Here is a 14,919-nt window from a genome sequence, read left to right on the forward strand (position 1 = left end):
TCGCAAGTGCGATCGACCAGAATAAAATTAACGGTGTATTAGTTATTTTGGAAAATAACAGCAGGGAAAAGCAAGCATAAAATTTAGGAGAAGCAAGAAACGCCAATTGCTGAAGTTGGTTGACACTAGCTTCCTAATACTATAGTATTCGATCATGACATATAAGACTATTGACTTATTTTCTGGTGCGGGTGGCTTGACTACAGGATTTCACCTGGCTGGTTTTGAATCTTTATGTGCGATCGAGGTGGATGCGAAAGCTCTAGCGACCTATAAGCACAATTACCCAAACACCAAAATTGTTCATCAGGATATACGTGAGGTCAATCCTTTAGATTTGCGATTATGTTTGGGTTTGCAGAGAGAGGAACTAACAGCGTTGATAGGCGGCCCCCCATGCCAAGGATTTTCAAGAAATATTCCTGCTGACTATCGCTACCTCAGCGACTCTCGCAATCACTTATATCGGACATTTTTAGAATTCGTACAGGAATTTAGACCCCTTTACGTTGTTATGGAGAACGTACCTGAAATCTTGAAAGCTTATGGTGGTGTAGTTAAGAATGAAATTACACAGCAACTTGAGTCGCAAGGTTATAAAGTCACTTATGGCTCACTAAACTCCGCGCATTATGGAGTACCGCAGACCCGATCAAGGGCTTTTTTCCTGGCTAGTTTAGATAAACCACTTCAATTCCCTGAACCTACACACGCTGGCGACATTAGAAGCGATTACAGAGCTACTAAATCTTGTTACCAACTTAGTCTCCTAGAATCAAACATTTCTTCAGTCGTCACCGTTAGAGATGCGATTGGAGATTTGCCGTCATTGAACGCAGGAGAGGAATATAATGCTGAAGTTTATCCTTTGCCACCCCAAACTGCGTACCAAGCAATGATACGTAATGGAAGTACGAAACTTTTCAATCACGTTGCTCGTGCTTTGAGCCCCATTCAAATGTCAAGAGTGCGTCTTCTTAGTGAAGGGCAAGATGCTAGAGACTTGCCACCAGAATTAGCTCCTAAAAAGCACTATAGCGGTGCATATGGAAGGCTTTACTGGGATAAACCAGCAAGAACTATCACAAGGTGGGTTTTCCATCCCGGCTCTGGCAGATTTTTTCATCCCACCCAAAATCGGACAATTACAATCCGTGAAGCTGCAAGATTGCATTCTTACCCAGATAACTTTCACTTTCTGGGAACATACACTGATATGGCTTCTCAAATCGGAGAATCAGTACCCCCACTTCTAGGTAAAGCAATAGCTGCATCTATTCTCCAAGTTCACTGTCCAAAGACTGTGTACTGAGTTGATCTTGCAAAGCTGAGAGAACAGTTTGCACATATCGATCAAGTGTAATACGAGTTCGCTTAACCCTGATGTGAACTGCTTCTGGAGGAATGGTTCTAGCTCTAAAAAGTTGCTTTTGATTCTTGTACCAAACTAACTCTAGCTTACCTGCAACATTGCCTTGTAGGCCTACTCCCGATCGTCCAGTAACTCTATCCACTGTCCAAGCCCAGGAAAAAGCATTTGGGTCAAGTGGATTAAGAGGAAATTCACAGTAAATATATTCATATCCTCTAATGGTTTTCAGCAGTATGCTTTCATAGCTATTGGTAATGCTCTGTGCTACTTGACTCGATATAATTTTCTCGTTCCAATGCTGAACAATAGCTGCTCCGAGTTCAGCAGGTGAGGATTGTTCCGTCAAACCAGGAAAACCAAGTTTGGCAGCCTTTTTGATAACATCTGCTCTCTGAATGACAAACAAAAATGTATTTACAACATTAAGACTATTCAGTTGAAGAGATTTAAGTGACCAACCAGTTGCAGTCGTGGAGTCAACAGCATCATAGAGGAGTTTGCTACGTCCTAATGCTGGATCTGATAAAGGAATATGCTTGACATAATGAAAAATAGCTTCCCAAGTATAATCCTCTATCGAGCCTATAACTGGAGATGCAATGGTAGCAATAATGGCTTGCCTCAATCTTTCAATCTCGTTTTCCGTCAGCACTCAAGAGTTCCTCTACAACTCGTAAAAATTCACCCATTGTTATGTCCAGAGCATTTGTAATGTGACTAAGAACTCTAACAGATGGACTTTTCAGCCCTCGCTCAAGCTGGCTGATATAGGTTCTGTGCAGACCTGTGACTTCTGCCAGATATTCTTGTGACCAACGTTTCTCTATGCGACGACGTTGTATTTCTAGTCCTAAAGTTTGGTCTAGTTTGCTAGGCTGCATAGAGAGAAATAGTAAGGTTTTGAATACAAAAGTTCTACAGACTAAAGTATTCAAGGTGGCAATATGAGCAATGAACTCACTCCCCTCTGGTGGCACAGCCATCTTGGCTGTCTCCAAAAGCCCAGGTTTAACCAGCTTTTTCCCCATGGCGCTAAACTTCCCGCTAAATTAAAGAAGTAAAAAAATCATTCACATCCTACCCAGGAGATGCCATGCCTCGCGTCAGAGCACCAGAATTCCCCGGAAACTACCCCTGGCTAAACACCGAAAAACCTTTATCCATTGAATCTCTAAAAGGGCGGGTCGTCCTCCTCGACTTCTGGACGTACTGCTGCATCAACTGCTTGCACGTTCTCCCAGACTTAAAATACCTCGAACAAAAATATAAAGATTCCCTCACGGTTATCGGCGTTCACTCGGCTAAATTTGAAAACGAAAAAGAAGTAGAAAACATCCGCCAAGCTATCCTCCGCTACGATATCGAACATCCCGTAATCGTAGATAGCGGCATGAAAGTTTGGCAAAGCTACGCGGTTCGCGCTTGGCCGACTTTAATGGTGATCGATCCTGAAAGTTATGTAGTTGGGTTTGTTTCCGGCGAAGGCAATAGAGAAGCACTTGACGACTTAGTTGGCAAGTTAATTGCTGAATACAAAGATAAAAATGCACTCAACTTTAAACAACTCAGTTTTCGCTTAGAAAAACAGCGCAAACCTGTATCAACACCGCTGGCTTTTCCCGGTAAAGTGCTGGCATTTGCGATCGCTGCAACGGAGGCAAAACAGCTTCACCAACAGGTCGCGCTTTTGGGCGAAATGAGTCAGGAAAATGAATCTGTAGATGAAACTGTATTGCCAGGGCCGGCTAATTCTGTCATACAAAACTTAGTCGGTTCTTGCTTATTTATTGCCGATTCCGGCCACAATAGGATTGTTGTCAGCACCCTCGAAGGTGAGGTGCTGCACGTCATCGGTAGCGGCAAACCGGGTTTAACTGATGGGGACTTTGAAGAGGCTGAGTTTTTTGCACCTCAAGGTATGGCTTTTGATGCAGAAAGTCAAATTCTATATGTTGCTGATACGGAAAATCATGCTCTCAGAAAGATTGATTTTACGACTCAACGGGTAGAAACTGTTGCTGGTACCGGCGAACAAAGTCACGAAATTTCACCCCGCAGTGGCAAGGGTTTAGAAATGCAATTGAATTCGCCTTGGGATTTAGAAAGAGTTGGAAATAGGCTTTTTATTGCAATGGCTGGTTCCCACCAAATTTGGGAAATGCAGTTAGACACTGGCACGATCGGCACTTATGCGGGTATTGGCAGAGAATCCTGTGTGGACGGGAATCTTGCAGAATCTGCTTTTTCTCAGCCCAGCGGGCTCGCTACGGATCGATCGGAGTTGTTTGTTGCCGACAGCGAAATTAGTTCGATTCGTGCTGTGGGTATAGATGAAGACCCGAAGGTGCGAACTGTTTGCGGTAGCGGTGAATTGTTTGGTTTTGGGGATAAAGATGGTCGCGGTGATGAGGTCAGGTTGCAGCACTGTTTGGGTGTTGAATACGCTCAAAATTACCTCTGGGTGGCTGATACTTACAATCACAAAATTAAGCGGATCGACCACCGGGGCGGTACGTGCAGAACCATGATTGGAGATGGTACAGCAGGTTTGGTTGATGCTAAAGGTCTCAAGGCTCGATTTTTTGAACCTTCAGGGTTGAGTGCGATCGGGCCTCATTTGTTTGTTGCTGATACGAACAATCATGTAATTCGGAGAGTTGAGTTGGACACGCTGGAAGTCACAACTTTGGATTTCCCCAATTTGTGCGCTCCCGATGTTTGTCTTCCTGATTAAGTCGATCGACCTTTTTGACATCAGGCACGGTTTTCAATTCTCCTAATTGCCAGATTGATTGTGGTAAAGTAGGGTGCTCTTCGGCGCACCTTACCACCATTTTCAAGCCAAGTAAGTTACCCTAATTATTCGCGGTGAGTGCAGTGCCTCACCCGCAATTCACTCCTGGATGCAGAACCTCTATATTTAGGGTGTAGGGTCCAAGAACACCTGACCGATATAAGTAGAAAGTCAAACCACTTTTTGCGTCCAGGGCTGAATTACTAAATGTTGTTAATTCGATCGCTACTCAAACCGCGATCGCCCGTATTAAATAATCGCCAAAATCCTCGCCCCAATCTAAAATTCCGAATAGCTCAGCAGCCGCACTATTTTTTCATTATCATTCAATTCGCCGACAATTCGTCGCACGGGTTTCGGCCAGATTTTAATCAAAGTAGGAGTTGCTGAAATCTGATCTGCCTCAGCTTGGTCTGGATGTTTCAAAACATCAATTACTTTTAAAGTGTAGGGACGATCGAGGCATTGCTCTAAAAACTGGTGTAAAGTTTCGAGGGTGCGTTCGGTGCTGGGGTTGCTGCCGGAAACAAACAAACGCAAAACGTACCCTTGAGTTTGTGGCGGTGGGGTGAGTGCTGTTGGTTTGGGAAGCGGAGTCTGCTGCGATTGCGGAAAGCCCAAGGGAGGTGCTATCGAACTGCTCCAGTAAGATCGAGCTTCGGGGCTGGCATACTGTACAACTAAGTCGTGATTTTCCCAAAGTTCGGGGAATTGTTCGTGATAAGTAGCAATTGCCATCGGTTCGCACATTTCTTCGCTCCGGGGATGCCACACTAAGTCCCCAGTCCCAAAAATGGCGTTCAGCAGCGTTTGATGTCGCAGCACGGGGGGGTAAGCCTCGGCAGCAAGCCGCACCTGCCGATCGCCTGGATCGAGCCAGCAGTCAACGGTTGCCGTGTAGCAAGGTATCAGAAAATGCGGCGGTTCCGACAAACCGAGGATCTCCTGTAGAGCTACGCACAACTGCAAATGCCACTGAGTTTGCTTGCGGGGGTCTATGCAATAGATTAAGTCTCCCCCAGGCGTAAACAGCGCAATGCCTTTGAAAATTTCTGGCAAAATCGGGCGATCGACTTTCAATTCAGTACACCAATAAAAGTTAACAGTTAACTGTTAACAGTTAACTGTTAACACTCGACCTTTAGACTCGACCTCGGAGCATCTGAGCCATTTCGTTCGGGAACGGCGAGTTCTCTACACAAAGTTCTTCAGTAATCCGACCTTCTTGATAAAGACCGTAGAGCGACTTATTCATCGTCGTCATGCCTTCATAAGTATCTTTGATCATGATTTGATTGATTTCCTCATTCTGGCCCTTCAGAATGTATTCCTTAACCACGTCGGTATTGATCATAACGTCGTGGAAAGCAGCCCGCTTTCCGTCTGTGGTTTTGCACAGCAGTTGAGCAATAATTGCCACTAGGGATTCGGAAATTGAAACCCGTATGGCATCCTGTTCTTCCGCCCCGAACATATCAAGAATCCGGTTCAGAGTTTTAACCGCACTGTTGGTGTGCAGGGTTCCTGCAACTAAGTGACCGGTTTGAGAGGCTTTGAGGGCGATTTCCACCGTCTCTCTGTCCCGAATTTCTCCTACTAGCAGCATATCCGGGTCTTGTCGCAGAGCGCCTTTGAGAGCGCTCATAAACTTGAGGGTGTGCCTGCCGACTTCCCGGTGCTTGATCAAGGATTTTTTGCTTTCGTGTACGAATTCTACCGGGTCTTCGATCGTGATGATATTGTAGGCTTTATTCTTATTGATGTAGTCGATCATCGCGGCCAACGTGGTAGACTTACCCGAACCTGTCGGGCCTGTCACCAAAATCAGCCCTTTGTGGTAGCCACATATTTTCCTAAAGACCTCCGGCAGCTTCAATTCCTCCAGTGTCATTATTTTGGCAGGAATTAGCCGCAGCACCATTGCCGGGCCGGCCAAGGAGTCCATGCAACTGATCCGAATCCGCACGAATCCGAAGTCGAAAGCGCCGTCAAAGTCTAGGGTTTTTTGGAAAATTTCAATTTCTTCATCGCTCATGCACTCCCGCAACCAGCCAAAAAACGTATCTAAATCCGTCGGTGGATAGCCGATGTCGGCAATCTCGCCCCGGGTGCGGAAGCGGGGAACTTCGTTTACTCCGAGGTGAAGGTCGGATACTCCTTCTTCTTTGGCTCGGATTACTAGCTCTTTCAAACTCGGAACTCCGCCGTTGCTGGAGATGGGGCCTTTAGGTGTGGCGAAGGATTGCGGCGCTGGTGCTGGCGGCGGTGCTGGTGCTGGCGGCGGTGCGGGCGGCATTCCTGCTGCTCTGGGGGGCATCCCGGGAGCTGGAGGGCGGGGCATTCCTGGCGGTGGGGGGGCTCCGGGTACGGGCGGGCGAGGAGCTGGCGGATGCTGTTGTGTCATATGCGCTACCTTAAGTTGGTGAGAAGGCTGACTCGAACAGAGGATTTGTGGGAGTTGGACAATGCCGATCGCCATTGTGCGTCTCTTGCACAAAAGCTTAACTGTTCTCCTCAGTCTATCGCAAGATAGGGTTCTACTTGTGCAATACAAAGGAAATATTCTGCCAATAGGAGGATGCGCTCACTCTCTATCTACGACCAAATAGGGATTTTCTACATTTTTGGATAAAATTTTTAATGGAAAGAGTTTTCCGCACTCAAGCAGTATAAATTGATACTTCATTCAAATATTAAGGACTTAAACCGATGAATTCTGTCGAGCGGGCTTTTACTCCAGCTCTGGAGTTGGCGGAGTCGATCCGCACCCTGGAAGTGTCGCCTTTAGAAATTGTCAATCTGTACTTGGAACGGATTGAGCGATTAAACCCTGAGCTTGGCAGTTATTTTACTGTAACGGCCGAGCGGGCGATCGCCCTAGCTAAATCTCAAACCGAAAAACTAGCTGGGTTAAACAAGCCACAGGAATTGCCACCTTTTTTCGGAGTGCCGATCGCCATTAAAGACTTGACACCAGTTACCGGCCTTCCCTGTACCTACGGCGCTCAGGCTTTGCTGGGTAACATCTCTGCCTACGACGAGTCAGTAGTATGGCGGATCAAAGCAGCGGGATTTAACATTCTGGGGAAAACAGCAACCTCTCAAATTGGCTCATTACCTTACACCGAACCAGAAGGTTTCCCGCCCGCCCGCAATCCCTGGAATTTAGACTATACGCCCGGAGGTTCTAGCGGAGGCTCAGCGGCGGCTGTAGCAGCGGGTTTGTGCGCGATCGCCCAAGGTTCCGACGGCGGCGGTTCGATTCGAGGGCCGGCTTCCTGCTGCGGTTTAGTGGGCATTAAACCGTCGCGGGGGCGAGTTTCTTGGGCACCTGTCGGAGATTACCTCAGCGGCATTTCTGCCAACGGCCCACTGGCGCGCACTGTAGCTGACGCCGCCGCACTTTTGGACGTGATGTCAGGCTACACAACAGGCGATCCGTACTGGCTACCTGATTCAAATCCGACGTTTTTAGAGGCTTCCCGTCAAAAGTCGGGCAAACTGCGAATTGCGTTTTCTACGACTATTTCCCCTGTGGGCGAGGCTGCGGCTATCTGTCAGCAAGCGGTACTCGAAACAGTAAAATTATTGACAGATTTGGGTCATGATGTCGAACCTGGATGCCCAGATTTTACGGGTTTAATCGAACCGTTTATCGCAATTTGGCAGTCGGGGGCGGCGGCAAGTGGCATTCCAGGCCCTGCTTTGGAACCCATGAATCGCTGGCTTTTAGAAAGAACTATTTCCGCTGGGGAATATTTGCGGGCGGTGAATCAAATGCAGGTTATTTCACGGCGGATTGTGGGATTCTTTGAAAAATTTGATGTGTTAGTTTTGCCGACTTATATGCACTCCCCCATCCGGGTTGGAGAGTGGGCGGATTTGAGTTTTGAAGAAACTTTGCAGCGCATTATTAATTGGGTAGCTCCTTGTCCGCCGTTTAATGCTAGCGGTTTGCCTGCGATCGCACTTCCTGCAATTTTAGATAACAACGGTGTGCCCGTGGGAATTCAAATTATCGGGCGGCCGGCGGCGGAAGCAACTTTAATTGCTTTAGCGGCGCAGATGGAAGCGGCGAAACCTTTCCCCGTTTTAGATTTTAAATAGAGAAGAGCAAGGGATAAAAGCACGTTTCCCTTTTTTAGGGGTATGCCAAATCAGGATTGGTGCGCGGGGAACTAGAAATCCGGTTTTTCGCAGAAATTTCTATTGAGTGTTGACTGTTTGACATTTGAACAATACCCATGCAACGGCAAACGAGAGGATTGAGAAAGGGGACAATTTTCTGTTTTAGTTTGGGTAAACAAAAATAAAACACTTCTTAAGGTACTTGATTTTTTGGCGAAAGAGAGTATAATCTTTTTAACTTCCTTCCCGATGGCGGGTGTATCTAAAAAAATACCTTATGTTTAACACAGCAGGACTGTTTGAAGAAAACCAGATTCCGGGAAATGTTGTGGGTGTTTCAGCGGCAATACAAGACTTATTGGGCAGTAAGTTCGAGCGCTTAAATCGGATCAGCCAAAGTGCCGTCGGGGATACCAAAGGTTTATTTGATACCAGCTACGATTCGACTCAAAAACCCGATTGGGCGGCTGCTGCGACTGGTAGTGCGATCGGCCTTTTTGAGCCATCCACCGACTTCGGTATCCAATCGTCAGGAGGCGACAATCTTAAAGTTGATAGTAGTATAAAATCCCAGAGCGCTGTCTCCACTCAAGTTCAGAGAGACGAACTGACAGGGATGGATTTGGCTGTTGGTGATAGTGGTGGCGTGCCAGAACTCACCCTATCCCGAACTTCTTCCCTATTTCCTGATGAAAACTGGGCTTTCAATTTAAAAGATTACACCATCGAACACCAAGGTTTAAACACCCTAAACCTCAAAGTTGGTTACGGATTAAAACCGGGAATTACCCCGAACGAATATCCCGATTTTGTTCCCATTTACCAAAGTATTGATAATTTCCTAGTTAACTACCCGAACGCAACAGATTTTTGGGAAGTTGTTAACAAAAATTTGACGCAAAAGGTGCTTAATGAAAATCCGGCACTGACAGATATTAGCATTAAAATTGAAGTTTTGCCAACAGACAGATTGCCCTACGATCGAACAAGTACAGTTTTCCGCAGTCGTTCCGGTCAACTCAAAGAAGATGGTAATTTCTCCTTGAAAGACTACGCAATTAATCACCAAGGATTGAACAAGATCAATATTGATATAGGTTACCAGTACAAGCCGGAAATCACCCCAAATGAATATCCAGATTTCCGGTCAATTTACAATAGCATTGATAAGTTTTTAACCAACTATCCGAACGAAACAGATTTTTGGGAAATTGTCAATAAAAACTTGACTCAAAATATCCTCAATGAAAATCCTGCCTTGGCGGCAATTGATATCAATTTTAACGTTTTGCCAAGCCCAAACTTGCCCTATAGCCGCACCAGCAAAGTTACTCGCACTAAACCCAGCAATCCTCAAGGAACTTTCCTAGTTGGCAATAGCAGGGGCAATAATGTACTTCGGTTTGACGGCAATACCGGCAATTTTCTAGGCGAATTTATTTCACCGGGAAGCGGCGGTTTGTCTAATCCAGATACGATCGTTTTTGGGCCAGATGGCAATGGCGATGATAAGTCGGACATTTACGTTAGTAGCGGCGAAAAGCCCGGAAATTCTGGAGAACCGACAGCATCTGCGGTATTGCGGTATGACGGAATTACGGGCGCATTTATTGACAAGTTTGTCGGCGATAATCCGAACACGGCGGTCGATGAAACTGGCGGATTGTTTCGCCCTTACGGTTTAGCTTTTGGCCCTGACGGTAATTTTTATGTCAGCAGTTTTTTGAGTGACCAAATTCTCCGATATAACGGCAAAACAGGACAGTTTATTGATGTATTTGCTTCGGGAAATCAGCAAGCGGGAGGATTGAATGGCCCGAACGGTTTACTGTTTGCTCCTGACGGCAATTTGTATGTGACAACGCAGGGGAGTGTTGCTCGCAATGGTAAAGCAGATTATAGCGCAAGTTTCCCCAGTCAGGTGCTGCGTTACAACCCGCAAACCCGGCAGTCAAGTATCTTTGCTTCGCCCGATCCTTCGCCTCGGAGTCAGGGATTTGCAAGTCTTTTGGGAATGGCAATCGGGCCCGCTGACGGCGACCTTTATGTCAGCGATTTTGCTAACGATATCAGGCGCTACAATTTAAAAAGTGGGGAATTGGTCAAGGTTTTATCTACCAATTATACTGATACTTCGCCCAGCAGCAATTATGTAGGTAGTTTGGCCTTTTCGCCGATCGGCAATTTGTTTGCAGTTGGCTTTGACAACCGCGCTAATGCTAACGGTGCCGGCGCGGTTTTGCGGTATAACGGTCAGACTGACGAACCGCTGCCAATATCGGGAAATCCGGGGTCGAGTAACAGTTCTATTTTTGTCCCTCCCGACAGCAAGCTACAGCGTCCAATAGGAATTGCTTTCTTTCCGTCCGATGCTCAACTGACGCAGAAATGGAATTTTACATTTGCAAATTACCCAATTAATCATCAAGGGTTAAACAACCTGAATATTGATGTAAATTATAAGTACAAAGACGGGATTCAAAATTATCAGTATCCTGATTTTGTGCCTATTTACAAGAGCATTGACAATCTTTTAGTTAACTACCCGAACGAAACAGATTTTTGGGAAATTGTCAACAACAATCTGACCGAAAAAGTGCTTTCTGACAATCCGGCAATTTCGTCTGTGACGGTTAATTTGGACGTTTTACCGACCAACCAATTGCCTTACGAGCGCAGCAGTACCGTTACTCGCACTCAAGATGGTAAATTAGGCGAAGCCTGGGATTTCAAGCTTCCTAATTACTCGATAGATCACCAGGGTTTGAATAACCTCAATATTGATGTCAAATATCAGTACAAACCAGGAATTACGCAGGATGAGTATCCCGACTTTGTGCCGATTTACAAAAGCATCGACAGTTTCTTGACTAATTATCCCAATGAAACGGATTTCTGGGAAATTCTTAATAAGAGTTTGACGCAAAAGCTGCTAGCCGAAAATCCGGCTTTGGATTCGTTGCAAATTAATCTGGAAGTTTTGCCGACAAACAGATTGCCTTACGAGCGAGCTAGTATTGTGTCGCTAGCTTAGCCTATCATTGAAAATTAGATGGACAAATCTTGACAACAAATACATACTTAGCTACCGTAAGGCTACGGTTAAGTACGTTGCGTAGAAACCTGGTTTTTTCGCGTCCAAGACTAACCCATTTAAATTGTCTGTTGTGGTGAAAAACCCGGTTTTTTAAAGAAACCGGGTTTCTGAATTAGACCGAGTTTACCAAAGTCCATCTTGGGATATATGTCTGTTTCCCCTTGCATTTGATACCTACATAGTGGTGAACGCAAATAGGATCAAAAACCAGGTTTCGGCGTTAAAAGTCGATCGCTCACAACCTGTTATTTTGACTCTTAACCGGGTTTTTGTCCCTCCCGCAAAAAAGATAGTTTTTTTTATCGGAGTTCGTGCTCCACCCAATTTCTCGTCATAAAACCCATATTTTCCCAATAAACCGACTTACTCCCGCCCAGTCTTACTTATTAAAAATTACGCTGTCAATTATTGATAATACCTCTTTAGATTGATAGATATTTTGATTATTTCCTTTTAAATATGGTAGCAGTTCGCTGCCAATATTTAGGGTGAAATTTATGTTAACTTCTGGCCCGATTACCGCTCCCGTTCCCGTTTTTCTAGTTCTTTTAGCAATCATGCTACTCGCGCCGCTGGTATTTGAGCGCTTGCGACTACCGGGAATAGTTGGTTTAATTATTGCTGGCGTAATCGTCGGGCCCAACGGTCTCAATTTGCTGCAACGGGACGCTACTATTGTTTTGTTAGGTACTGTAGGATTGCTGTTTTTGATGTTCCTAGCGGGACTGGAAACTAGCCTCGACGACCTCAAACTCAATGCGGACAAAGCTGTCATATTTGGGCTGGCTACTTTTTCGCTACCGATGATATTGGGGACAGCAGCGATGTTGCTGTTGGGATATAGCTGGCTGGCTTCAATTTTAGTTGCTTCTTGTTTCGCTACGCACACCCTGTTAGCGCTGCCAATTCTCACAAAATTGGGATTGATGCGAACTCAGACTATTACTACGACTTTGGGCGGGACTTTAATTACGAATGTGTTGGGACTGTTGGTGCTGGCAATTGTTGTTAAAGCTTTCAAAGGAAATCTAACTCTAGAATTTTGGCTGTTTCTCATTCCATCTCTGGCTATCTACACTTTTGCTACTTTGTGGGGCGTTCCCAAAATCGGTCGCTGGTTTTTTAAGAAATTCGGACACGACGAAAATGCCGAATTTATATTTGTATTGGCTACCCTATTTCTAGTTTCTTACGCAGCAGAACTAATTGAAATTGAGGCAATTATTGGTGCATTTTTATCGGGGATTGCCATTACTCAAATTATTCCCAAAATGAGTCCCCTGATGAATCGGATTGAGTTTATTGGCAATACGCTGTTTGTGCCGTTTTTTCTGATTTCTGTGGGGATGTTAATTGACCCGCTAATTCTGATAAAGCAGCCGCAGTCTTTGTTGGTGGCGGCGGTGATGATTTTAGCTGAGGTTGTGAGCAAGTTTTTGGCAGCTTGGCTACCGGGGAAATTATTTGGTTTTGAGTTTCCCAGCATTATGGTAATGTTCGGTCTTTCTGTTGCTCAAGCTGCTTCTACTTTGGCGGCTATTACGGTGGCTTTTGAGATTAAATTGGTCGATCGCGTAACGGTGAACGGCATCATTGCCATGATTTTAGTAACTTGTGTCGCTTCTCCTTGGATTGTATCTCGGTGGGGTCAAGAAATGCAGCAGCCGGGGTCAAGTTTGCCGGCTGCTACTGCGGGAAAGAAGTCATGGGGAGAGCGAGTTTTAGTGCCTGTTGCTAATCCGAATACGGAAGATAATTTGCTGCGTTTGGCTTTGATTTTAGCAAAAACATCTCAGGGAACTTTGCTGCCGCTGCATATTTTGTCCGATCGCGGCGAAGCAATTTCACCGGCAGATAAAATGCAGCAAACTCAACTGTTGACGGCTGCGGAAACTGTGGCCCATGCTGCTGCTTGTGCGGTTGAACCGATCGCGAGGATAGATGATGCGATCGATCGCGGAATTCTGCGGAGTGCAACCGAACGCGAAGCTAGTTTAATAGTTTGCGGTTGGAAGGGATTTTCCACGACTCGCGACAATTTTTTTGGCAGCATCATTGATACTGTGATCAGGCGATCGCCCGTACCCGTACTGATTGCTCGATTTCCCGATCCTCTCCAGAATACAGCCAGAGTTCTTTTGGCCGTAACTGACAGCGAGTTGACTCGGTTTGGATTTCAGGAAACCGTGGATATTGCTAAGAGTTTAGCCGACGAACTCAAGGCGACTTTGCAAGTGTTGTTGGTGGCGACAAAACGGGAACAAAGCAACAAAAGTGCGGCGGAGGTGGAAATTCTTTCTGAGATACCAGTAAATCGGGTGCGAGGAAATTTTATCAAGCTAGTTTCGCAGAATTTGTTAGAACACGATTTGCTGATTTTAACAACAATTTCTCACCAGAATTTGTGGGAAAAACCTGGAACTCTCAAAGAACCAGAAGCGATCGCCCGGGTTCACGCAGATATCTCGATGCTTGTTGTTTATTTTCCTGTATCTTGAGGGATATTTTAACCGCAGATGATGTTATGAATCTGCATTCATCTGCGGTTAAAATTTTAGGACTAAAGCCAACTGGCAAATTCAACAAAGGTATGTAGTTGCGCTCGACTCGCTCTTTCCTAACTAAGAGCGCACAAGCGCAACTACATACCTAAAATTTAAGCCCTATTTGTGACAATTGTGTAAGTCTTATATTTAATCCTAATCCAACGGAATAGCTAGGAAAATTTCCGCACCTTTGTGCGGTTCGGAAATACACTGGCTCGCTCTTTTCACTCGCGAAGTTTGTATTTTTTGGGCTGCCGATTAAAAAATCCTTCAACTCATCATCATTAGCACCCGCACGAGAAGTGCACTTAGGTACGGAATGTGCGATCGACAAGTAAATATGCGTAGAGGTCTTGACGATCGCACTCCGATGGACGCAATTTCTCGGCATCTAGAACAATATCTCGGTATCTGGGAGAATTTTGAGAATATGGTGATCTACCCCCTCTAGTTCAATAAGGTAAAAATGAGCATCAGACCAAATTTCAGATGGTTTTCTTCAGTGGCGAGTGTTTTGGGTTCGATTTCGATCGGCCCTTTGAGCGACGCGACATCCTCTGTAAAAGCAGCAGAAACGGTTGTTGTCCGCAAAGGTATTTTAGAATCGTCAATATCGGTTGCGGATTTGCGCGAACTCGCAGAAACAGGAAAAGTCCCCGCCAAACTGCAAGCATACGCCAATCTCCTGTCTGAGGAACAGCGGAGTAAAATTTTTCGGGCGCTACAAGCGAAAATTCCCCTAAATGTAGTCGGCCTGAGCAACTTGCTAAATACGGGCATCGGCACTGCCATCCTGACGGATTTGACTACTGTCATACCCAGGCGCGACGGTGGGGGTGTGGAAGCGCTGCAAGCCGCTCTGGTGCAGGGAGCCAATGCGCCGGAAGGCTTATCGGTATTGAGTTTTAAGTAGTTAAGCAAAATTAATTACATAATTATCTCCAAATTCTTTAAGAATTCTTTCGACAGATGAAACAAGAGA

The 14,919-nt window shown here is 45.6% G+C and carries 10 protein-coding genes; 6 read left to right on the forward strand and 4 right to left on the reverse strand.

Annotated elements, in window-relative coordinates; translation table 11 throughout:
* Positions 1-154: 154 nt before the first annotated feature.
* The gene (locus QUA04_RS15900) at positions 155-1,312 is read left to right on the forward strand and encodes a DNA cytosine methyltransferase (RefSeq protein ID WP_333258286.1); all 1,158 of its coding nucleotides are present in this window, start codon (positions 155-157) and stop codon (positions 1,310-1,312) included.
* Here QUA04_RS15900 and QUA04_RS15905 read toward each other — a convergent pair.
* Together QUA04_RS15905 and QUA04_RS15910 are read right to left on the reverse strand one after the other, a co-directional pair.
* The gene (locus QUA04_RS15905) at positions 1,275-2,024 is read right to left on the reverse strand and encodes a hypothetical protein (RefSeq protein WP_333258287.1); all 750 of its coding nucleotides are present in this window, start codon (positions 2,022-2,024) and stop codon (positions 1,275-1,277) included. The two genes, QUA04_RS15900 and QUA04_RS15905, sit on opposite strands and share 38 nt — an antisense overlap.
* Positions 2,002-2,400, reverse strand: a complete 399-nt coding sequence (locus tag QUA04_RS15910; RefSeq protein WP_333258288.1) for a helix-turn-helix transcriptional regulator — start codon at positions 2,398-2,400, stop codon at positions 2,002-2,004. Before QUA04_RS15910 ends, QUA04_RS15905 begins: the two co-directional genes overlap by 23 nt.
* Before the next feature lie 65 nt (positions 2,401-2,465).
* Between QUA04_RS15910 and QUA04_RS15915 the strand changes: the two genes are divergently transcribed.
* Entirely contained in the window at positions 2,466-4,106 is a 1,641-nt protein-coding gene (locus QUA04_RS15915) for a thioredoxin-like domain-containing protein (protein ID WP_333258289.1), read from the forward strand.
* A 339-nt stretch (positions 4,107-4,445) separates the two neighbouring features.
* Here QUA04_RS15915 and QUA04_RS15920 read toward each other — a convergent pair whose 3' ends face one another.
* Together QUA04_RS15920 and QUA04_RS15925 are read right to left on the reverse strand one after the other, a co-directional pair.
* Positions 4,446-5,246 (reverse strand): circadian clock KaiB family protein, encoded by an 801-nt coding sequence (locus QUA04_RS15920; protein WP_333258290.1) that lies wholly within the window; start codon positions 5,244-5,246, stop codon positions 4,446-4,448.
* Between the two features lie 61 nt (positions 5,247-5,307).
* Complete coding sequence (locus QUA04_RS15925) at positions 5,308-6,570, reverse strand: type IV pilus twitching motility protein PilT (protein ID WP_333258295.1); 1,263 nt, start codon at positions 6,568-6,570, stop codon at positions 5,308-5,310.
* Between the two features lie 305 nt (positions 6,571-6,875).
* On the opposite strand from QUA04_RS15925, the gene QUA04_RS15930 reads away from it, so the two are divergent.
* The 4 genes from QUA04_RS15930 (at position 6,876) to QUA04_RS15945 (ending at position 14,850) form a co-directional block, all read left to right on the forward strand.
* Entirely contained in the window at positions 6,876-8,273 is a 1,398-nt protein-coding gene (locus QUA04_RS15930; RefSeq protein ID WP_333258291.1) for an amidase, read from the forward strand.
* A 298-nt stretch (positions 8,274-8,571) separates the two neighbouring features.
* Positions 8,572-11,328 (forward strand): NHL repeat-containing protein, encoded by a 2,757-nt coding sequence (locus tag QUA04_RS15935; protein WP_333258292.1) that lies wholly within the window; start codon positions 8,572-8,574, stop codon positions 11,326-11,328.
* Between the two features lie 560 nt (positions 11,329-11,888).
* Entirely contained in the window at positions 11,889-13,889 is a 2,001-nt protein-coding gene (locus QUA04_RS15940; RefSeq protein WP_333258293.1) for a cation:proton antiporter domain-containing protein, read from the forward strand.
* Between the two features lie 514 nt (positions 13,890-14,403).
* Positions 14,404-14,850, forward strand: coding sequence for an alpha/beta hydrolase (locus QUA04_RS15945; RefSeq protein ID WP_333258294.1), 447 nt, complete (start codon positions 14,404-14,406; stop codon positions 14,848-14,850).
* Positions 14,851-14,919 lie beyond the last annotated feature (69 nt).

This window comes from Microcoleus sp. S13_C5 (assembly GCF_036700845.1).
GTDB lineage: Bacteria > Cyanobacteriota > Cyanobacteriia > Cyanobacteriales > Microcoleaceae > Microcoleus.

Bases quoted from the DNA above. Each gene is read 5' to 3' on its own strand.
- QUA04_RS15940 (WP_333258293.1), top strand. From the start codon at position 11,889: ATGTTAACTTCTGGCCCGATTACCGCTCCCGTTCCCGTTTTTCTAGTT.
- QUA04_RS15935 (WP_333258292.1), top strand. From the start codon at position 8,572: ATGTTTAACACAGCAGGACTGTTTGAAGAAAACCAGATTCCGGGAAAT.
- QUA04_RS15915 (WP_333258289.1), top strand. From the start codon at position 2,466: ATGCCTCGCGTCAGAGCACCAGAATTCCCCGGAAACTACCCCTGGCTA.
- QUA04_RS15930 (WP_333258291.1), top strand. From the start codon at position 6,876: ATGAATTCTGTCGAGCGGGCTTTTACTCCAGCTCTGGAGTTGGCGGAG.
- QUA04_RS15945 (WP_333258294.1), top strand. From the start codon at position 14,404: ATGAGCATCAGACCAAATTTCAGATGGTTTTCTTCAGTGGCGAGTGTT.
- QUA04_RS15910 (WP_333258288.1), bottom strand. From the start codon at position 2,400: ATGGGGAAAAAGCTGGTTAAACCTGGGCTTTTGGAGACAGCCAAGATG.
- QUA04_RS15925 (WP_333258295.1), bottom strand. From the start codon at position 6,570: ATGACACAACAGCATCCGCCAGCTCCTCGCCCGCCCGTACCCGGAGCC.
- QUA04_RS15900 (WP_333258286.1), top strand. From the start codon at position 155: ATGACATATAAGACTATTGACTTATTTTCTGGTGCGGGTGGCTTGACT.